This window comes from Dongia sp. agr-C8 (genome assembly GCF_054658695.1).
This window is the reverse complement of record NZ_BAAGHZ010000001.1, coordinates 708188-727157: the sequence shown is the minus strand read 5'-3', so window position 1 is coordinate 727157 and position 18970 is coordinate 708188. Positions and strand designations below refer to the sequence as shown.

The following is an 18970-nucleotide window of genomic DNA, read 5'->3' as shown; positions in this document are numbered from 1 at the left end:
TAAGCCCATGACACCGGCGAACGCGGCGCATGATAAAATCGAAACCATGCGCCTCCACGTCTTCTCGGATCTTCATCTCGAGTTCGGCGATTGTGAATTTCCACCTGGGATTCGCGCCGGCGCTGCGGCCGATCTCGTCCTGTTGGCGGGGGATGTTCACACGCAGCGCCGCGGCGCGGCTTGGGCCGCGGCAACCTTCGCGGCACCCGTCGCGATCATCCTCGGCAACCACGAGGCCTATGGCGACAGCCTCGCTGCGTCTTTGGCGGCAGAGCGACAGAGCGCGGAACGATGCTCGGTCGCCCGCGCGCATCCGGTCCGCGTGCTCGAACGCGAGACCTGGACCATGACTGCGGCCGACGGCACGCCGACGCGGGTCATCGCGGCCACGCTCTGGACCGATTTCGCGCTGTTCGGCACGGCGCGGCAGGCGCGCATGATGGATGAGGCCCACCGCGCCATGAACGACTTCCGGATGATCCGGACCGCCGGCGGCCTGCTCCGGGCCGAGCGCCCGCTGACGCCGGCGGATTGCCTCCGCCTGCATCGCGAGAGCCGGAACTACCTCGAGCAAGAACTGGCCCAGCCGTTCGACGGGGTCACCATCGTGATGACCCATCACGCGCCGAGCGGCCGCAGCGTGCCGGATTTCCGGCAAGGCGACCCGATCAACGCGGCCTATGCGTCGGATTTGGAAGAGCTGATCGAGCGGACACGGCCGCAGCTCTGGGTCCACGGCCACATCCATGCCTCCTCGGATTACAGGATCGGATCGACCCGGGTGGTCTGCAATCCGCGCGGCTACTTCCCGACGCACCTCAACCCGCACTTCGATCCGGCGCTGGTGGTGGAACTGGCGCACTAGGCATCCCGCCAATCGAACTTGAGCGGCCCTTCGCGGAAGGCGAAGCGGTCGAGGTGGCTGGAGACCACGCCCTTCAAGGCCTCGCGTTGCGCCTCGGCGCTGGCTGCGAGCCGGCATTCCAGCATGCCCTGCTCCACCTGCAAGGTGAGCGTCGCATCGCCCGGCCAGTCGGCGCCGCGGGCGTCCTTGGGGAACACCACGGTCCCCGCCTCCGGCGTGAACTCGACCTTGAGGTTGTGGCTCCAGTGCTTGCAGAGCTGCTGCAGATAGCGGCTGCCGTTGAGGGTGGGCACACGCGCCGTGGTCTCGAACATCATCGTCCTTCCTTTCCGTGCATCTTGACATTCCTACGACAGAATATATCTTACGATATGTCAACAGATACACTCATACACAATAACGAAAGACAAAGACATGCGTTTTTTCCATGAACTTCATGAACATAGCGGTCGCCACGACTGTGTGGGCCGCGGCGGACATCGCCATGGCGGCGGTTTCTTCGGCCGGCATGGGCGCCATGGCCGCGGCGGCGGCGACGGTTTCCGGATGGGCCGCAAGCTCGGCGCCGGCGACCTCCAGCTCCTGCTGCTGCACCTGCTGCAGGAGAATCCGCGGCACGGCTATGAGCTGATCAAGGAGCTCGAGAGCCGCTCCAGCGGCTATTACAGCCCGAGCCCCGGCGTCATCTATCCCGCCCTCACCTATCTCGAGGAGATCGGCTTCGCCTCGGTGGAGGCCGAGGGCAACAAGAAGCTCTACCGGATCACCGAGACCGGCGCCGCTTTCCTGAAGGAGAACCAGCAGACCGCCCAAGCGATGCTGAATGAGCTCGCCGAGATCGGCCGCCGCTTCGCCCGCGCGCAGAAGGCGATGAACGAGGACGAGGGCGCGGAGGAGAGGGACGAGGATTCCGAGCTCGGCACCTGGCCCTTGGGCGAACGCCGCTTCGGCAAGACCAGCCGGCGCGAGTCGATCGTCGAGATCATGCAGGCGCGCCACGACCTCAAGCATGCGCTGATGGAGCAGTTCCGCGCCTCGCCTGAGGAACACAAGCGGATCGCCGAGATCCTGCGGCGCGCGGCCGCCGAGATCCGCGGCAGGAAGGCGTAGTCTCGCATCAGCCCGCATTCTGCAACGGCCGGCCTTCAACAGGCGCCGGGCGCCGGGCTTCCAGGAAGCCGTGGCGCCCGTGCGCAACCGCAAGCGCAACCGTTTCTTCTCCTCCCAAATGATGAGCGCAGCCCCCGGTGCCTTGCGGTTGAATAGCAGGACGTCATTCGGAGATGCGCATGATGCCGAAAAGCGATCTCAAGGTCCGCCTCACGCTGCGGATCGCCGCCATCGCCGCGCTCTGCTTTGCCGCCGGCGCGGCCTATCTGCTGCTCGACGCCGATCGCGCGGCCCGCGGCCGGCTCGACCGCGCTGCCCGGCTCGCCGCCAGCTCGCTGGAGCTGCAGCAGAGCAAGCTGGAATGGGTGCAGGTCCAGATGACGCCTTTCCCCGACCTGCAGGCCACGGCGGCGGTGGTGATGGAGCCCGGTCTCTGCATCGCCTACCGGCCGGCCGGCGGCGATATGCTGCAGCGCATCTGCGGCGGCACCGAAGCCGGCCCGGCCGGCATCCCGGCTTCCTTCGCGACCCTCTACCGGGCTCTGTTCGGACCGGTCTGGGAAGTGAGCAAGCCGGTGCAGGCGCATCAGCAGGTGATCGGCGAAACCGTCGCCTGGCTCGACGACGCGACCATCGTCGCGCAGGTCTGGCATGGCCTCTGGCCGTTCCTCGCCGTGATGCTGGCGACCCTGCTGCTGCTCTGCGCGCTGGTCTATGCCGCGCTGGCGCGCGCCTTGCGGCCGACCCGCCTGATCCGCACCGGGCTCGAGCGGATCGCCGCCAACGATCTGTCGACCCGCCTGCCGCCCTTCGACCTTGCCGAGCTCTCGGCCGTGCGCACCGTTTTCAACCGCCTCGCCGAGGACTTGCAGCGCACCGTCGCCGAGCGCAACGCGCTGACCCATCGGCTGATCTCGGTCCAGGACGAGGAGCGCAAGCGTCTTGCGCGCGAGCTGCACGACGAGTTCGGCCAGAACCTGACTGCGATCCGCGCCCTCGCCGCTTCCGCCGGCCAGAGCGCCGAATGCGACAGCATCAGCCGCATCTCCACGACCATGATGGAGAGCCTGCGTGGCACGCTGTTCCGGCTGCGCCCGCCCGACGTCGAGGAGCTGGGGCTCACCGCCAGCCTCGAGGGACTGGTCTCCGGCTGGAACGGCCGCAGCCGCGGCCGGCCGCGCTTCGAGATCGCGCTCGAAGGACCGCTCGACCAGCTGCCGGTCTCTATCGGCGTCGATCTCTATCGCATCGCGCAGGAAGCGATCACCAATGCCGCCAAGCACGCCGACGCCAACTTGGTGACGCTGCGGCTGGCGTTGCGCGGCGGCGAAGTCGAGCTGCGCGTCGAGAACGACGGACCGGCTCATGACGTGGCCGGGGCTCGACCAGGCATGGGCCTGCTCGGCATGCGCGAGCGGGTGGCGATCCTCGGCGGACGGTTGAGCATCACGTCAGACGCCGCCGGCACCATCCTCTGTGCCACCATCCCGATCGACGCCGTCGCAAACATCGCGGAGCGCGCGGCATGACGGAGGGCGACCGCACCATCCTGCTGGTCGATGACCACGCCGTGGTCCGCGAAGGCTATCGCGCCGTGCTGCAGAAGCAGCCGGGCTTGCGCGTCGTCGCCGAGGCCGGCGACGGCGCGGCGGCCTATAAGCTGTTCAAGGCCACGCGACCCGACCTGGTCATCATGGACCTCACCATGCCCGGCGTCAGCGGCATCGAAGGGATCCGACATATCCGGGAATGGGATCGCGCCGCGCGCATCCTGGTCTTCACCATGCACCAGAACCCGGCCTTCGCCCTGCAGGCGATCCGCGCCGGGGCCCGCGGCTACGTCACCAAGATGAGTCCGCCGGAAGCGCTGCTGCGCGCCGTCGCCGAGGTGCTCGCCGGCCACATCGCGCTCAGTCCCGACATCGATCATGAACTGGCCCTGAACCGCCTGGCGGAAGAAGCGAATGCCGCCGACATCCTCTCTGCGCGGGAGTTCGAGATCCTCACACTGCTGCTTGCCGAACGCTCGACCGACGAGATCGCCCAGCTGCTCAACCTCAGCCCGAAGACCGTCGCCAACCTGCATTCGCTAATCAAGAGCAAGCTCGGCGTCGACTCGGACATTGAATTGGTCCGGCTCGCCCTGCGCCAGGGGTTGATGGAACTGAAGGCCGGCTGATCACTGCGCGGCGATGCCGGCGCTGAGCTGGCGCGAAACCAGCCGCGCATAGAGTCCGCCTTTCATCAACAGCGCCTCATGCGTGCCGGTCTCGATCAGCCTGCCGCCGTCCAGCACCACGATGAGATCGGCGTCGCGCACGGTGGAGAGCCGGTGCGCGATGACGATGGTGGTGCGGTCGGCCTGCAGCCGGTCGAGCGCCCGGCGCACCAGCTGCTCGTTGACGGCGTCGAGATGCGAGGTCGCCTCGTCGAGGATCAGGACCGGCGCGTCCTTCAGGAACGCGCGGGCGATCGCGACGCGCTGACGCTGGCCGCCGGAGAGGCTGGTGCCGCGCTCGCCGACCATCGCGTCCAAGCCATCGGGCAGGGCCTCCACCAGATCGCCGAGCGCCGCGTGGTCGATCGCGGCGCGGAGCTCCTCCTCGCCTGCATCGGGCCGCGCGATGAGGATATTGGCCCGCAGCGTGTCGTTGAAGAGATAGGTGTCCTGCGAGACCAGGGCGATCTGGCGACGCAGGTCGTCGAGCTGGTATTGGCGGAGATCGCTGCCGTTCATGGTGACGCGGCCCTGGTCGGGATCCCAGAAGCGCATCAGCAGCTGCGCCGCCGTGGTCTTGCCCGCACCCGAAGGTCCGACCAGCGCCACGGTCTGCGCCGCCGGGATGGCGAAGCCCACGCCCTGCAGCGCCGGCCGTGTCTGGCCCGGATACTGGAAGGTCACGTCCTGCAAGGCGAGCGCGACCGGTCCCTGCGGCAGCGCGACACCCGGCCCGTCGGTTACCGGGACCGGCTCGTTGTATAAGGCATAGATGCGCCGCGTGGCGCCCAAGGTATCGGCGAGCTGCCGCCCGACCTGCGCGATCTCCGAGACCGGCAAGAAGGCCGCCATGGCGAGAATGGTCAGCAGCGGCAGGATCGCGGCATCCACGATACCATCGAGCGCCAGCACGCCTCCGACCACCACGATGGCGAGGCCGCCCAGGCCGGTGAAGATCTCGAGCAAGGCCTGCTGCAAGGTGAGCTCGCGGAAGAAAGGCTTGCGGAGGGCGATATGCCGGTCCGACAGTTGATCCAGCGTGGCACCGCGGCGCGCCTCCTGCTGGAAGGCGACGATCTCGCCCATGCCCTGCAGGGAATCGATCGCGAAGGCGCCGAGCTCGCCGGCCGCCTCGCGGGCGCGCGAGCCCAGGTGATCGACGCGCTTGCGCATCAGGAACGGGCTCAGGCCGACCGCGATCAGGAAGGGCAGCAGCGCCACGGCGAGCCAGGGGCTGGCCCAGCCGAGCACCGCCAGCACCGTCGCCGGCACCAGCACGGCGACGAAGGCCGGCGCCACGGTATGGGCGAAGAAATATTCGACCAGCTCGATGTCATGGGTGGCGAGCGCCATCAAGTCGCCGGTGCGCCGGCGCGTGAGGTAGGCCGGCGCCAGCGCGTCGAGTTTGCGGAACACCGCGATCCGCATCTCCGCCAGCAGGCGGAAGGCCATCTCATGGGCGATCCAGGATTCCAGCCAATGCAGCACGCCGGAGAGCGGCGCGAGGATGGCGAGCGCGATCAGCAGCCCGCTGTAGGTCTCGCCGTTCTTGAGCGCGGCGAGGATGAGCGCGCTCAAGACACCGACGCCGATGAAGGCGACCACGCGGGTCACGCCGAAGAAGAAGGTCAAGGCCAGGCGACCCTTCCAGGGCATGATCAGCTTCATCAGCTCGACCACCAGCTGCGGCCAGCCGAGGCCTTCGGCCTTGATGATGCCTTCGGTGAGCGGCTTCACCGCCGCCTGTGCCGCCTCGCCGGGGCGTTCGGCCGCCGCATCGAGATCGACATCGATGGGCTCGCTGCGCGCCGCTTCCGAAGCCTGCTCGGCCATCAGCGTGGCATAGACACCGCCTTGCCGCATGAGGTCGGCATGGCGGCCGCTCTCGACCACGCGCCCGCCGTCCAGCACCAGGATGCGGTCGCAGCCGATCACGCTGGAAAGGCGATGCGCCAGGACGAGCGTGGTACGGCCCTTCATCAGCCGGTCGAGCGCTTCCTGGATCACCGCCTCGTTCTCGGCATCGACGGCGGAGAGCGCCTCGTCCAGCACCAGGATCGGCGCATCGCGCAGAAGAGCGCGCGCAATCGCCACCCGCTGGCGCTGGCCGCCGGAGAGTTTCACGCCCTTCTCGCCGATGATGGTCTCGTAGCCTTGCGGCAGGTTTGCGATGAAGCCGTGGATGTTCGCGGTCTTGGCGGCGGCTTCGATCTCGGCATGGGAGGCCTCCGGGCGGCCCATGCGGATATTCTCCTCGACCGTGCCGTGGAACAGGAAAGTGTCCTGACTGACCACCGCCACCATCGCGCGGATCTGCGCGAAGCTGAGCTGGCGCAGGTCGCGGCCGCCGAGGCGAACGGTGCCCTGCTCCGGGTCGTAGAAGCGCAGCAGCAGCCGCACGATCGAGGACTTGCCGCCACCCGACGACCCCACCACGCCGATCCGCTCGCCCGCCGTCACCTGGAAGTCGAGGCCCTGGTGCACGACCCGCGTCGTTCCGGGATAGCGGAAGCGCACGGTCTCGAAGGCGATGCTGGGCGTCAGCGGCCGCGAATCGACCGGCGGCAGGGCGTCGGCGACGATCGGCTCGTCGGCCAGGATGTCGAGGATGCCTTTGGCCGCCGCCATGCCGACCATGCCCTGGTGCAGCACCGAGCGCAGCTCGCGCATCGGGCGGAACAGCTCGACGCCGAGCAGCAGGATCATCAGCAGCCCCGCCATCGCCATCGACCCGTCCTCGACCCGGAAGGCGCCGAGCGCCAGGCCTGCCGCCGCACCGCAGGCAATGGCGCTGTCGGTGATGCCGCGGGAGAGCACGTTCAAACCCAGCACCCACATGGTGCGGCGGAACAGCTCCTGCGCCTTCACCTCCAGGCTCTTGGCGCGCGCGCCGCTCTGTCCGAAGGCTTTCAGCGTGGCGAGCCCTTGCACCGAATCCAGGAACTCGGCGGCGAAGGCGCTGTAGGCCTCCTCATGCTGCGCCGAGTGCCGGGAATCATGCTTGTGCCAGAGCGCCGGCGCGAACAAGGCGACCAAAGCCGCGACCAGCATCACCAGGGCGACCGGCAGGTCGATCCAGGCGATGACGGCGAAGATCAGCAGCGGCGCCAGCAGCGAGACCAGGAATTGCGGCAGGAACTGGCCGAAATAGACTTCCAGCCGCTCGACGCCGTCGATCAGCGAGAGTGCCAGCGCCCCGCTGCGCCGTCGTGCAACGGCGCCCGGCCCCAAGGCCGCGACCTTGTCGTAGATGACGCGACGAAGATGCTTCTGCACCTTGGCCGCGGTTTCATGCGCCACCATGACCCGCGCATGCTCGAAGGCGCCGCGCAGGATCATGATCGCGGCGACGCCGGCGATCGGCAGCGCGAGATCGGCCAGATGGCGCCCGGCGAAGACCTCGGCGATCAGCCAGGCGAGCAGCATCAGCCGCGCCATGCCGAGGCCGACCGCCAGGAGGCCGATCAGCGTCGCCCAGGCGATCCGCAGCCGGACGCCGGCGGTGAAGGTCCAGAGCTGGCGGTCGAAATGCATGGCGGGAACTCCGTGTTCAGAATCGGTCGCAACGATACGCTGTACGCCCATGTTCACAATTCGACAAAATCGAACCGCTACTGTATAAATTTGTTCAGGGCGGTTTCTGCGATCGAAGGTAGACTTTCGCCATGTTCGAGAACTGGGACGACCTGCGGATTTTTCTGGCCCTGGCGCGCGAGGGGAAGCTCACCGCGGTCGCCAAGAAGCTCAATGTCAGCCACCCGACCGTGGCGCGGCGGGTGAAGCAGCTCGAGGCCACCGTCGGGGCGCGGCTATTCGACCGGCTGCCCGACCGCTTCGTGCTGACTTCGGCCGGCGAGGCCCTGCTCGGCGACGTGCAGGCGATGGAGGAAGCGGCGGCCTCGATCCACCGCCGCAGCGCCGGCATGAACGGCGACACGCTGGGCACGGTGCGGATCTCCGCCGGCGAGGCGATCACCGACTACCTGGCGCGCAATCTCCCGCGGCTGCGCCACAACCTGACTTGCATCGAGTTCGAGCTGGTGGCGACCCACACGCTGGCCAATCTCTCCCGGCGCGAGGCCGACCTGATGATCCGCGACAAGGTGCCGGATCTCGCCTCGATCGTCACCCGCAAGCTCGGCGCCGCGAGCTACGCGATCTACGGCGCCGCCGGTCTCGCCCTCGGCGGCACGTCGCGCGAGGCGTTGCGCAAGATGAACTGGATCGGCTTCGACGAAGAGCATGCCTATATGCCGGGCCAGGCCTGGATCCACGACCTGCTCGAGGACAAGCGGCCGGTCATCCGCACCAACGACTGGCAGATCCTGGCCGAGGCGACCCGCAGCGGCGCCGGGCTCGCGGTGCTGCCCTGCTATCTCGCCGATCCGGATCCGACGCTGCGGCGCATCGCGCCGCTGAAGGAAGTGATCGCCGAGCAGTGGCTGCTGGTGCACCGCGATCTGCGCGCCCTGCCCCGGGTCCGCGCGGTGATGGACGCGATCATCCGGCTGTTCCACGAGGACCGCGCCCTGCTCGAAGGCCGGCAGGCGGCAAGACGAGGGCCTAAGCCCGCTCTGCGCGTCGCCTCCTGAGCGACTTGCGCATCACGGCGCGTTTCTCGCTCGGCCGCGCCATCACCTTGAAGCCAGCGCGTTCGAAGCAATTCACCGTGCCGACATAGAGCGTCGCCGAATCCGTCCTGCCGATGGTCGGGCGCGGATAGGCTTCGACGATCGTGGCGCCCTCGCCCCGCGCGAAATCGACCGCGGCATGGATCAGCTTCTCCATCAAGCCCTGCCGCCGCGCCGTGCGGTGGATGAAGAAACACGTGATCGACCAGACCGGCTTGTCGTCCAGCGGCACCAGCACGCGCGCCGCGGCGAGGCGTTTGTAATCCGCGCGGGGCGCAATCGCGACCCAGCCGACCGGCGCGTCGCCGCGATAGGCGATGACGCCGGGCGGCGTGTCGGCCTTGGCGCAGAGCGACTTGAACGCCTGCTTGCGACCGGCACCCGTGCAGCCATGCCAGTCCGGCCCGGTCTGGCGCCAGAACATGCACCAGCAGCCGGAATAGGCGCCGTTCGGCCCGAACAGGCGCTCGAGATCCGGCCAGCGCTCCGGCGTCAGCGGGTGAAAGGACAGCTTTTCGCTCATGCGGGCCACTTTATGGGCGCCGTCACAGCCGGTGCAACTTCCCCCTTCGCCCGCCCTGCCGTGGTGGTTATGCTCGCCTCCGGCACGAAGAAGGCAATCGCATGTGCCCTTCTCCCCTCGTGGGAGAAGGATACGGAGGCTTGGCGAGGCGCAGCCGAGCGTAGCCGCAGTTGGATGGGGGGCGCACCCAGAGGTGCGCGCGCGCCTGCGGCGCGCAACCCCTCACCCAGCTACGGCTAAGCTCGGTTTGCTCGCTAAGCCTTGCAACCCTCTCCCACAGGGGGAGAGGGGATCCACATGCGAACGCCCCTTCAAGACCAGGGGGGAAGATCAGCATGGCTTCCGGCGCGAATGCCGCGATTCTCTATCGGCCGGAGGGATTCGAGACCAGCGGGCCGCGGCTGATGGGAAGACAAGCCGCCGGCGAGGGCTTCCTCAAGGGCTTCGTGCAGCATGCCGACGTGGACAAGCTCTATTGCTACGCGCCGCGCCGCGAGCAGGCCGATCATTTCAACGCCGCGGTCGAGGCCAACGGCAACAACCGGCCGGTCGAGTGGCTGAACGAGATCGATGCGCGCGCGCCGGCCAAGGCCGGCACGCTCTATCTGCCCGATCCCTCGGTCTCGCTGCATGCCTGGCGGCGGCGGCATTTCGACCAGCGTGCCTATTCGATCGTCGGCATCACGCATACCACCGCCTCGGCCGGCGCCATGGACTGGATCTCCGGCCTGCAGCTCTCGCCGGCGCAGGACTGGGACGCGCTGGTCTGCACCTCGACGGTGGTGAAGCAGACGGTCGATTTCGTGCTCGAGGCCCAGGCCGAGTTCCTCGGCGCCCGGCTCGGCGCGCAGAAGTTCCCGCGGCCGCAGCTTCCCGTCATTCCGCTCGGTATCGACACCGCGCGTTTCACGCCCGATGCCGCCAAGCGCGGCCAGAGCCGCGCCGCGCTCGGCATCGCCGAGGACGACATCGTGGTGCTGTTCGTCGGCCGCCTGAGCTTTCATGCCAAGGCGCATCCGCTGCCGATGTATCTGGGGCTCGAGCGCCTGGCGCGCACGATGCCGGGGCGTAAGATCCACCTGCTGCAGGCCGGCTGGTTCGCCAACGAGTTCATCGAGAAAGCGTTCAAGTCGGGTGCGCAGACCTTCTGCCCCTCGGTGCGCTGCCGCTTCGTCGATGGCCGCAACGCCCCGGCGCGGGACCAGGCCTGGGCCGCCGCCGACATCTTCACCTCGCTCTCGGACAATATCCAGGAGACCTACGGCCTGGCGCCGGTCGAGGGCATGGCGGCCGGCCTGCCCTGCGTGGTGACCGACTGGGACGGCTATCGCGACACCGTGCGCGACGGCATCGACGGCATCCGCGTACCCACCATCATGCCGCCGCCCGGCTGGTCGGAGGATCTCGCCGACCGCCATGCCAACCAGCTCGACAACTACGATCACTATTGCGGCTTCACCAGCCAGTTCGTCGCGGTCGATCCCGAGGCCTGCACCGCGGCCTATGCGCGGCTCGCCGGCGATCCCAACTTGCGCCGGCAGATGGGCGCGGCCGCCCGCGAACGCGCGGTGGCTTTATTCGACTGGCGGGTGGTCGTGAAGCAGTACCAGCAGCTCTGGGCCGAGCTCGCCGAGCGCCGCAAGAGTGCGCCGGAATCCGTGCCGCGGCTGGCCGGGCAGCCGGTGCAGCCGACCCGCGCCGATCCCTACCAGGCCTTCGCCGGCTATGCGACGTCGACCTTGGCGCCGGATGACAAGATCGAGCTGGCGCCGGGCGCGACGCCGGCGACCTTCGACGGCGTCACCAGCTCGGCGCTGATCAGCTTCGCCCGGGCGGTGAACCCGCCGGCCGCGGAGATGCATCGCGTGCTGGAGTCATTGAAGGGCGGCAGCCGGTCGGTGGCGCAGATCGCGCAGGATGGATCGCGCGAGACGCAGAGCACTCGCGCGCGCAGCCTGCTCTGGCTGGCCAAGCTGGGGCTGGTGCGGATACGGAAGAGCTAGCGCTCTATTTCGCCGCGTAGCCCTTCATGAACATCTCGACCGCGCCGGCGACGACGTCGTCGGCGGTCGGCTCGTCCTTCGCCAGGTCGCCGAGATCGAGCATGCGCTGCAGGTAGAGCGGGCCGCGCACCAGCCAGATCAGCTGATGGGCGGCGAGCCGCGGGTTGGGAACGTTCAAGGTGCCGCGCCGGTTGTTCGCCTCGAAGAAGGCGGCCAGCATCTTGCGGAACGGCAGCGGCCCGGATTCGACGAAGGCCTGCACCAGTTCGGGGAAGCGCGGGCCTTCGGCGATGATCACGCGGTAGATGCCGAGGGTCTTCGGCGCCAGCAGGAAGCGTTCGATCTCGCGGCAGATCTGGGTCAGCGCCTCGCGCACATCCTCCATCTCGGTCAGCGCCGGCATCAGGCCTTCGGCATAGACGCGGCAGGCATTGTGGACCATCGAAGCGAACAGCCGGTCCTTGCTCTCGAAATGGGCATAGACGGTCGCCTTGGAGACGCCGGCCGCGCGGGCGATCTGGTCCATGCTGACCGCGCCGTAGCCATGCTCGCGGAACAGCTGGCCGGCGGCATCGAGGATCGCCTCGGTCTTCTCCGGGCGGCGGCCCGCCGAGGGGGCGAAGGTCTCGGCCACCGATTGGGCCAGCGGGGCGGAACTCATTCTCTCACTCCAAGGTCGATACGAAGTGTGATCCAGCGCACAGCTGACTGAACTGAACGGTTCAGTTCGCGCTTGACTCTAGTTAGTCCGGGCACCAATCTCCGTCAAGACTAAACTGTACGGTTCAGTTTGATCGACTGAGCGCCGCTAAGCCTCTGATGAGGAAAGGATATCCGCCATGGTCAAGCTCGCGATTCGTCTTCTCCTGGTGCTGATTGTAGCAGCCGGGGCGGTCGGCGGTGGAGCCTATTGGTGGCAGACCGGCCGATTCCAGGAGAGCACCGACAACGCCTATGTCGAGGGCGACATCTCGGTCGTGAGCCCGCTGGTCGAGGGCAAGGTGGCCGAGGTCGCGGTCGGCGACAACCAGGCGGTCAAGGCCGGCGACGTCCTGGTCACCATCGAGAGCGACGACTTCCGCGCGCGGGTGGCCGAAGCGCAAGCCAGCGCGGCCGCCGCGGCCGCCTCGATCGCCACGATCGACAGCCAGATCACCTGGCAGCAGACCAAGATCGACCAGATCGTCGCCCAGCAGCGCAGCGCCGCCGCGGAGCTGACGCGCGCGAAGACGGTCTATGACCGCTACAAGAAGCTGATCGAGAGCAAGGTGATCGGGACCCAGGACCTCGACGAGGCGACCGCGGCTTACGTGAAGGCGCAGGCCGCCGTCTCCGAAAGCTCGGCCGAGCTCGCCGCGGAGCAGACCCAGCTCGGCGTCTACCAGGCCTCGCGCAAGGAAGCCGAGGCCAAGCAGATGGAGGCCGCCGCGACCTTGAAGCTGGCCGAGATCAACCTCGACCGCACCGTGATCAAGGCGCCGATCGACGGCGTCGTGGGCAATCGCGGCGTGCGGGTCGGCCAGTATGTGAAGGCCGGCACCCAGCTCCTGTCGCTGGTGCCGACCGAGGTCCATGTGGTCGCCAATTTCAAGGAGACCCAGCTCGACCGGATGCGGCCGGGCCAGGAGGTCGCGATCTCGGTCGATGCCTTCCCCAGCGAGAAGCTGATCGGCACGGTCGAAAGCTTCGCGCCCGCAAGCGGCGCCGAGTTCAGCCTGCTGCCGGCGGAGAACGCGACCGGCAACTTCACCAAGATCGTGCGCCGCGTGCCGGTGCGGATCGCACTGCCGGCGGACAATCCGCTGCACGGGTTGCTGCGGCCGGGCCTCTCGGTGGTGGTCGATGTCGACACCCGCACCGGCCCCAAGGTTCCGGGCGAGAGCGACAAGGCGCCGAAGATCGCCGCGGGCGGCCTGCTGTTCGGCGCCGCCGTCGCCAGCGACCAGAAGTAAGCGCTGCTTCTAAGGAAAGCCTGAGATGAACCGCCCGCTCACCACCCGCGACTGGGTCGGGTTCATGATCATGGTGTTCGGGATGTTCATGGCGATCCTGGACATCCAGATCGTCTCCTCCTCGATCGCCGAGATCCAAGCCGGGCTGGCCGCCAGCGCCGACGAGATCAGCTGGGTGCAGACCTCCTACCTGATCGCCGAGGTGGTGATGATCCCGCTGACCGGCATCCTGTCGCGGCTGATGTCGACGCGGGTCTTCTTCTCGATCGCGGCGGCGGGCTTCACCCTCACCAGCATGCTCTGCGCGCTGGCCTGGGACATCAACTCGATGATCGTCTTCCGGGCGCTGCAGGGCTTCCTGGGCGGCGCGATGATCCCGACGGTCTTCGCCACCTCCTTCATCGTCTTCCCGCCGGAGAAGCGCAACTTCCTCTCGGTGCTGATGGGCCTGGTCGCGACCATGGCGCCGACCCTGGGCCCGACCTTGGGCGGCTATCTCACCCAGACCTTCTCCTGGCACTGGCTGTTCCTGGCCAACCTGCTGCCGGGCATCGTGGTCTCGGTCGGCGTCTGGCTGCTGGTCGATTTCGACAAGTCGGACAAGTCGCTGCTGAAGGACTTCGACACGACCGGCCTCATCCTGATGGCGGTGTTCCTCGGCTGCATGCAATACGCGATCGAGGAAGGGCCGCGCCAAGACTGGTTCGAGGACGCGGCGATCCGCAACGCCGCCGTGGTCGCCGCGCTGTTCGCCGTGCTGTTCTTCTGGCGCAGCTTCACCTACCGGGCGCCGATCGTCGACCTGCGCGGCTTCGCCGACAAGAATTTCGCGCTGGGCTGCATGTACAGCTTCATCATCGGCATCGGCCTCTACGGCTCGACCTATCTGACACCGGTCTTCCTCGGCCAGGTGCGCGGCTTCAACGCGCTGCAGATCGGCCAGATCATGTTCGTGACCGGGGTCTTCCAGTTCATGTCGGCGCCGATCGCCGGCCGCCTCGCCGGCAAGCTCGACCTCAGGATCATGCTCGCCTTTGGCCTGCTGATGTTCGGCGGCGGCGTCTGGCTGCAGACCTATATGACCTCGGAATGGGGCTTCTGGGAGTTCTTCCTGCCGCAGGCGGTGCGCGGCTTCGCGCTGATGTTCCTGTTCATCCCGATCAACGCGGTGGCGCTCGGCACCCTGCCGCCGGCCCGGCTGAAGAATGCCAGCGGCCTCTACAACCTGATGCGCAACCTGGGCGGTGCCATCGGCCTCGCGGGCATCAACACCATCATCAACGACCGCTTCGCGCTGCATTGGGCGCGGCTGGTCGAGGGCCTCACCCCCAGCAACCCGAACCTGCAAGCCTATCTCGACGGCGCCCAGGGCGCGATGGGCGATGCGCTGGGGGATTCCGGCACGCTCGCCGGCTTGAAGCTGCTGACGCGGTTGGTCCGCCAGCAGGCGGAGACGCTCACGCTCGCCGACACCCAGCTGGTGATGGCGGCGATCTTCATCGGCGGCCTGCTGTTCATCCCGCTGCTCTCCAAGCCGCGCACAGCGCCGGCGAAGGCCTCGGCAGAGGCGCATTAAGCGAAGCGAGGGGGGTGCCTCCTCCGCGCACTTGTGGCTTTCCGGCATAGGCATAACGACCTAAGCGCGAGCTTCGAGGAATAGCTGCAACCGACCCCTTGCCTTCCAATGAAAATATCACTATGGTGTGTTCATCATTGACGCGCCTCCTGCTGGGGCGTGGCACCAGATCACTGGATTAGGCCGCGAGGTCCAGATCAGCGCACCCCTCGCAGGCCGCTTCGATTCACGCGCACCGCAATCAGGCCCCAAGCAGGGAGGCGTCCGGCATGGCTGATTTCCAGATGTGGGAACGAGGCGTGCTGCCGCAGGGCAGTATCGTCGCGCCGCAAGCCGGCCCGAGCCTCGCCGAATCCTTTGGCGCAGGAGTATCCGATCTCGTTAGCGCCGCGACGGGCGCAGCGAGCGCGGTGCAGAAGGCCGATGCGCTACGCGCCGAGAAGCAATGGGAAATCGACCAACCGAAAGCAGCCGCGCTGGTAAACCAGCTTCAACTTCAGATCGCCGAGCAACTGCCTGAGCTCAAGGCGCAGGCGGCGCCCGGCCTCGCGGATTACCCAGACAAGATCAACGCGGCGATCACGCGTGCCACCGAAGAAGCCTTGAAGGAATATTCCGATCCTCGCGTTCAGCGCTATGTCCGCGGCTACATGGATGCGTATCGCGTCTCGGCGGCGACAACCGGGATCCAGGAGAGAACGGTTGCCACGCTGAAGCGCGACGCGGCCGCGCTGCAATCACTGTTGGAGGGCCAGTCCAAGCTCGTTGCCCACGACTTCGCCAACTACGATACCGCGGTTGGGTTGATCGACGAAACACTCGCTGCCAACCGCCATCTCGGCGCCGACCGCAAAATCGAGTTCAGCTCGATTGCCAAGCATGCGTTGGCCAAGGCGGGGCCTGGACGCGCTCATCGAGCGCGATCTGGAGGCAGCGGACAGGGTCTTGGGTTCCGGCAAGCTGGATGGTGTGCTCACCAACGACGACGCGCAATCCTACCGCGATACGATCAAGAGCAAGCGCGCGCTGCGCGAAAGCGAGGCGCATCTCGTGCGGCAGCAGCAGCAGGAGAAGCTGCAGGCGGACGGCAAGGTCGTGATCAATCGGGCCTTCAATGCGGCACGCGAGACGGGCGAATACAATCTGGCCGACCTTGACGTCATCAAGAAGGCATTTCCCGACAAGTATCAGGAGATTCAAGCTGCGTTGGCGCGCGAACGCACGATCGGCCACGACAGCTTCATCATCCCCGCGCAGACGGAGGCGCAGGACCAAGAGCTCGAAACTCGCATCAAGGTCGATTTGGGCGCAAAGCCGCATGACCAGGGACTCATCGACCGGCTGAAGAATATCCAGGAGCAGCGTCGGATTAAAGCGGCGGCACTCAAGCACAGCCCAGAAGCCTACGTACGGCAATGGGTGCCGGAGGTGCAGAGGGGCTGGGATGAAGTTGCCAAGAATCCCGACAACGTCGATCTCCTGCAAAAGACCATCGAACTCTCCCGCCAAGCGCAGCTGGCGCGCGGCGTCAATGACAAGAATGTGCGCGTATTGCCGGAGGCGATGGGCGACTTCTATTTGAAGGTCGCCACCGGACCGGACGGTGCCGACGCGATCCCGCAGATGAAAGAAGCTCTCGGGGACGATTGGAAGGAGCTGCTCGAGCAGTCGAGTAGAAAGGCCGGTCCTCTAGTGAATGTCGCGCTCATGCTCGACTCGGAGCAGGGTCGCGTTCGTGCACAGCTGCTCGAGATCAATGGCAATGGCGGCACCGCCGCTCTGGAAGCATCGCCGCCGAAGAAGTATTCGGCGCAGAATGTTCTTAGCCGCGTGCGGAGCGCGCTCGATGAATTGGCGCCGAGCTTCAGCGAGCAACCAGGCGGCGCGCAGGTGTTTGAGCGCATCATGACTTCCGTCTATGCGCTGACCCTAAGTTATATCGAGACACAGCACCTGGAGCCTGCGGAAGCCGCAGAGCGTGCCGCCCTCGAGGTGGCGACCGATCGTTACTCTGCACAACAGTTCAACGGCCACTATTACCGCATCCCGCGCAATTATGACGCCGGTGTCATCGCCGAAATGCTGCCGAAGTACACAACCGATTCAATCGACTACGGCAAGGTGGATAAACCGGCGCATCTGCAGAGCCTACCAGCAGAGTTCATCAAGTTGGCATTGGCCAACAATGGTTATTGGACCACAAGGGGCGACGAGCAAGGGCTCTATTTTCGGGCGCCTACGGGAGCACCGGTGACGATCGAAGGAAAGCCGATCACCATCCTGTGGCCGGAGTTGCTCCAAAGCGGCGGGATTTAGGGGCGGCCCGAACCACCTCGCTGATGCTTTAGAGCGCCGATGCTTGCGAAGCATTCTGCGTCTCTGTATACAATTTTTGGTTGATTATAAATGACATTTCAGACGCAGCTTGAGGCAGTTCCGGCATCCGAGGGCGATGACAGAGCAGATATCGCGCCGCCACTCGGCGCGCAGTTCATGCCGCGCGTCCGTGGATCTGCTCTTCCGACCGTGACCTTAGCTGAAGCGCAGCAGCGCGTGGATGAAGCTGGGGGCTTGGGAGATGCAGAGGTCTACGGCGGAATGAGCGTGCAGGCGCTCGATCTCTATATCCGTCGCACCGAGAAGCTCGGCAACCATCGACCAAGTCCCGCGAATGCCGGGGCGGCGCCTCGAACCATGATCGATGCGCTGGTCAATCCTGGCCCCGCGCCCGCCGGTGCGGAGTACTGGGGTGGATCGGCGGCGCCGGTCGTTTGGGACATCGGTAAAGGCATCTTTGTCGAAGGCCCGAAGCAATTATTTGCGGGCGTCTCCGACGGAATCGGAAACACATTGCTGGCGGTCGATGAGCTTTCGGGTTGGCTCAATCGTAATGTCGCAGACCTTCGATTTTCTACATTGCTTGGAAATCCGGACACATCAAATCCCGAAATGAACTCGCCGGAGTTCAAGCAATTCGCCGAGGGCTTCAAGTCGATCGAGCACGGAGACACCGTCACCGGCTCGCTGATCCGGAGCACGGCATCCTTTCTCACCGGGCTTGCGCTGGCTCGGCGCATACCGGGTTTCGGAGGGACCGGAAAATTGCCGATGCTCGGCGCCGGCAGTCTTTCGGCGTTCCTGACAATGGGGCCCGATGATCCTGGCCTTGCCAACCTGATGCAGGAGCAACCGGCCCTCGCCAATCCAATTGCTGAGGTCCTGGCCACGAAACCGGCGACAACGCCGCGCTGAACCGCTTCAAGCACGCGGTCGAAGATTTGGGCCTCGGGGTTGTCGGCGAAGGTCTCTTGCTCGCCGTGAAGGCAATGCGGAACGCAAGACATGCGACGGCTGCGCCGGAGAGTGGGCCACCATTGCTGGAGGCGGAGGAGCGCCGACTCCTAACACACCGCTCCGATGAGTCGGCTGCGGACGACCAACCGTCGAAGGTTGCCGGTGCTCGCACCGATGAAGCTCCAGCCAATGACAATGTCCGCGCTGACAACGACAACGTTGCCCCGGCTGGTGAAACCGCAACGCCGCGTCGTCCCTTTATTGGGCTTGTTGACGTGATCCGAAACTCCATCGACGGAAGCTTGGATCGGATGGAGGCGATGACGAATGCGGAGCTTTCAGAGCTTTGGGCGGGCAAGGTTGGCGAGAACGCACCAGGAGGCGGACGGCTGCCTGATTCAATCATCGGCTATGATGTCGATCTCGCCGTCAAAGGATGGTTTGAGGAGTACTTGCCGCACTGGAACACCCGGTTCGAAACGCCCGGCGTTTCGGGAAAGCTGCAGAAGCCCGACTTTACTTCGATCGTGGGAATTATCGAGTTCAAACCCGGGACGCCGAGCGGCGTGAAAGCTGGCAAGGAGCAGGCGGAGAGATACGCACGGGAACTGGGCGTCGAAGCAACTTACATGACTTACGAGTTGACCGAAGCACAGCAACTGCGACTGCTGCGGATAAAGGAACACATTAAGGCGTTGCACCGCGAGAAATACCTTATGCAGCCGCTGCCCATACCAATGCCACTCCAAAAGGAGCTAGTGCCCATCAAGATCGGCTTGCCGGACAGCGACTAGTTGC

The 18970-nt window shown here is 66.2% G+C and carries 15 protein-coding genes; 11 read left to right on the top strand and 4 right to left on the bottom strand.

The annotated features are described in order from the left end of the window. Positions 1–7 precede the first annotated feature (7 nt). Complete coding sequence (locus ACYQ4T_RS03245) at positions 8–865, top strand: metallophosphoesterase family protein (protein ID WP_459850813.1); 858 nt, start codon at positions 8–10, stop codon at positions 863–865. On the opposite strand, the gene ACYQ4T_RS03240 is transcribed toward ACYQ4T_RS03245, so the two are convergent. Beyond that, the gene (locus ACYQ4T_RS03240) at positions 862–1182 is read right to left on the bottom strand and encodes a DUF2218 domain-containing protein (RefSeq protein ID WP_459850811.1); all 321 of its coding nucleotides are present in this window, start codon (positions 1180–1182) and stop codon (positions 862–864) included. The genes ACYQ4T_RS03245 and ACYQ4T_RS03240 overlap by 4 nt on opposite strands. A 97-nt stretch (positions 1183–1279) precedes the next feature. Here ACYQ4T_RS03240 and ACYQ4T_RS03235 point away from each other — a divergent pair, with 97 nt between their 5' ends. The 3 genes from ACYQ4T_RS03235 to ACYQ4T_RS03225 all read left to right on the top strand — a co-directional run bounded on the left by ACYQ4T_RS03235 (position 1280) and on the right by ACYQ4T_RS03225 (position 4154). Continuing rightward, positions 1280–1975, top strand: coding sequence for a PadR family transcriptional regulator (locus ACYQ4T_RS03235; protein ID WP_459850809.1), 696 nt, complete (start codon positions 1280–1282; stop codon positions 1973–1975). 179 nt (positions 1976–2154) lie between these two features. After that, positions 2155–3504 carry a HAMP domain-containing sensor histidine kinase gene (locus ACYQ4T_RS03230; protein WP_459850807.1) on the top strand — a complete coding sequence of 450 codons (1350 nt, stop codon included), beginning with the start codon at positions 2155–2157 and terminating at the stop codon, positions 3502–3504. Continuing rightward, on the top strand, positions 3501–4154 hold the full coding sequence (locus ACYQ4T_RS03225) for a response regulator (protein WP_459850805.1): 654 nt from the start codon (positions 3501–3503) through the stop codon (positions 4152–4154). Before ACYQ4T_RS03230 ends, ACYQ4T_RS03225 begins: the two co-directional genes overlap by 4 nt. Here the strand turns inward: ACYQ4T_RS03225 and ACYQ4T_RS03220 are convergent, their stop codons facing one another. Beyond that, a complete protein-coding gene (locus tag ACYQ4T_RS03220) occupies positions 4155–7727 on the bottom strand; it encodes an ABC transporter ATP-binding protein (RefSeq protein ID WP_459850803.1) in 3573 nt (1190 codons plus the stop codon). A 131-nt stretch (positions 7728–7858) separates the two neighbouring features. On the opposite strand from ACYQ4T_RS03220, the gene ACYQ4T_RS03215 reads away from it, so the two are divergent. After that, positions 7859–8785 (top strand): LysR family transcriptional regulator, encoded by a 927-nt coding sequence (locus ACYQ4T_RS03215; RefSeq protein WP_459850801.1) that lies wholly within the window; start codon positions 7859–7861, stop codon positions 8783–8785. Here ACYQ4T_RS03215 and ACYQ4T_RS03210 read toward each other — a convergent pair. Further along, on the bottom strand, positions 8757–9347 hold the full coding sequence (locus ACYQ4T_RS03210; protein WP_459850799.1) for a GNAT family N-acetyltransferase: 591 nt from the start codon (positions 9345–9347) through the stop codon (positions 8757–8759). The two genes, ACYQ4T_RS03215 and ACYQ4T_RS03210, sit on opposite strands and share 29 nt — an antisense overlap. 335 nt (positions 9348–9682) lie before the next feature. Between ACYQ4T_RS03210 and ACYQ4T_RS03205 the strand changes: the two genes are divergently transcribed. Next, positions 9683–11350 carry a glycosyltransferase family 4 protein gene (locus ACYQ4T_RS03205; protein ID WP_459850797.1) on the top strand — a complete coding sequence of 556 codons (1668 nt, stop codon included), beginning with the start codon at positions 9683–9685 and terminating at the stop codon, positions 11348–11350. Positions 11351–11354: 4 nt separating this feature from the next. Here the strand turns inward: ACYQ4T_RS03205 and ACYQ4T_RS03200 are convergent, their stop codons facing one another. Continuing rightward, positions 11355–12011, bottom strand: coding sequence for a TetR/AcrR family transcriptional regulator (locus ACYQ4T_RS03200; RefSeq protein ID WP_459850795.1), 657 nt, complete (start codon positions 12009–12011; stop codon positions 11355–11357). A gap of 178 nt (positions 12012–12189) precedes the next feature. Here ACYQ4T_RS03200 and ACYQ4T_RS03195 point away from each other — a divergent pair, with 178 nt between their 5' ends. The 5 genes from ACYQ4T_RS03195 to ACYQ4T_RS03175 all read left to right on the top strand — a co-directional run bounded on the left by ACYQ4T_RS03195 (position 12190) and on the right by ACYQ4T_RS03175 (position 18966). Continuing rightward, a complete protein-coding gene (locus ACYQ4T_RS03195) occupies positions 12190–13302 on the top strand; it encodes an HlyD family secretion protein (protein WP_459850794.1) in 1113 nt (370 codons plus the stop codon). Between the two features lie 25 nt (positions 13303–13327). Further along, a complete protein-coding gene (locus ACYQ4T_RS03190) occupies positions 13328–14878 on the top strand; it encodes a DHA2 family efflux MFS transporter permease subunit (RefSeq protein ID WP_459850792.1) in 1551 nt (516 codons plus the stop codon). Positions 14879–15823: 945 nt separating this feature from the next. After that, complete coding sequence (locus tag ACYQ4T_RS03185) at positions 15824–17194, top strand: hypothetical protein (protein WP_459850791.1); 1371 nt, start codon at positions 15824–15826, stop codon at positions 17192–17194. 90 nt (positions 17195–17284) lie between these two features. Next, positions 17285–18130, top strand: coding sequence for a hypothetical protein (locus ACYQ4T_RS03180; RefSeq protein WP_459850789.1), 846 nt, complete (start codon positions 17285–17287; stop codon positions 18128–18130). 122 nt (positions 18131–18252) lie between these two features. Further along, on the top strand, positions 18253–18966 hold the full coding sequence (locus ACYQ4T_RS03175; protein ID WP_459850787.1) for a hypothetical protein: 714 nt from the start codon (positions 18253–18255) through the stop codon (positions 18964–18966). Positions 18967–18970: the final 4 nt, after the last annotated feature.

Coding starts and splice junctions, on each gene's coding strand:
- ACYQ4T_RS03245 (WP_459850813.1), top strand. CDS start 8: ATGACACCGGCGAACGCGGCGCATGATAAAATCGAAACCATGCGCCTC.
- ACYQ4T_RS03215 (WP_459850801.1), top strand. CDS start 7,859: ATGTTCGAGAACTGGGACGACCTGCGGATTTTTCTGGCCCTGGCGCGC.
- ACYQ4T_RS03235 (WP_459850809.1), top strand. CDS start 1,280: ATGCGTTTTTTCCATGAACTTCATGAACATAGCGGTCGCCACGACTGT.
- ACYQ4T_RS03190 (WP_459850792.1), top strand. CDS start 13,328: ATGAACCGCCCGCTCACCACCCGCGACTGGGTCGGGTTCATGATCATG.
- ACYQ4T_RS03205 (WP_459850797.1), top strand. CDS start 9,683: ATGGCTTCCGGCGCGAATGCCGCGATTCTCTATCGGCCGGAGGGATTC.
- ACYQ4T_RS03210 (WP_459850799.1), bottom strand. CDS start 9,347: ATGAGCGAAAAGCTGTCCTTTCACCCGCTGACGCCGGAGCGCTGGCCG.
- ACYQ4T_RS03200 (WP_459850795.1), bottom strand. CDS start 12,011: ATGAGTTCCGCCCCGCTGGCCCAATCGGTGGCCGAGACCTTCGCCCCC.
- ACYQ4T_RS03180 (WP_459850789.1), top strand. CDS start 17,285: ATGACATTTCAGACGCAGCTTGAGGCAGTTCCGGCATCCGAGGGCGAT.
- ACYQ4T_RS03240 (WP_459850811.1), bottom strand. CDS start 1,182: ATGATGTTCGAGACCACGGCGCGTGTGCCCACCCTCAACGGCAGCCGC.
- ACYQ4T_RS03195 (WP_459850794.1), top strand. CDS start 12,190: ATGGTCAAGCTCGCGATTCGTCTTCTCCTGGTGCTGATTGTAGCAGCC.
- ACYQ4T_RS03230 (WP_459850807.1), top strand. CDS start 2,155: ATGATGCCGAAAAGCGATCTCAAGGTCCGCCTCACGCTGCGGATCGCC.
- ACYQ4T_RS03225 (WP_459850805.1), top strand. CDS start 3,501: ATGACGGAGGGCGACCGCACCATCCTGCTGGTCGATGACCACGCCGTG.
- ACYQ4T_RS03220 (WP_459850803.1), bottom strand. CDS start 7,727: ATGCATTTCGACCGCCAGCTCTGGACCTTCACCGCCGGCGTCCGGCTG.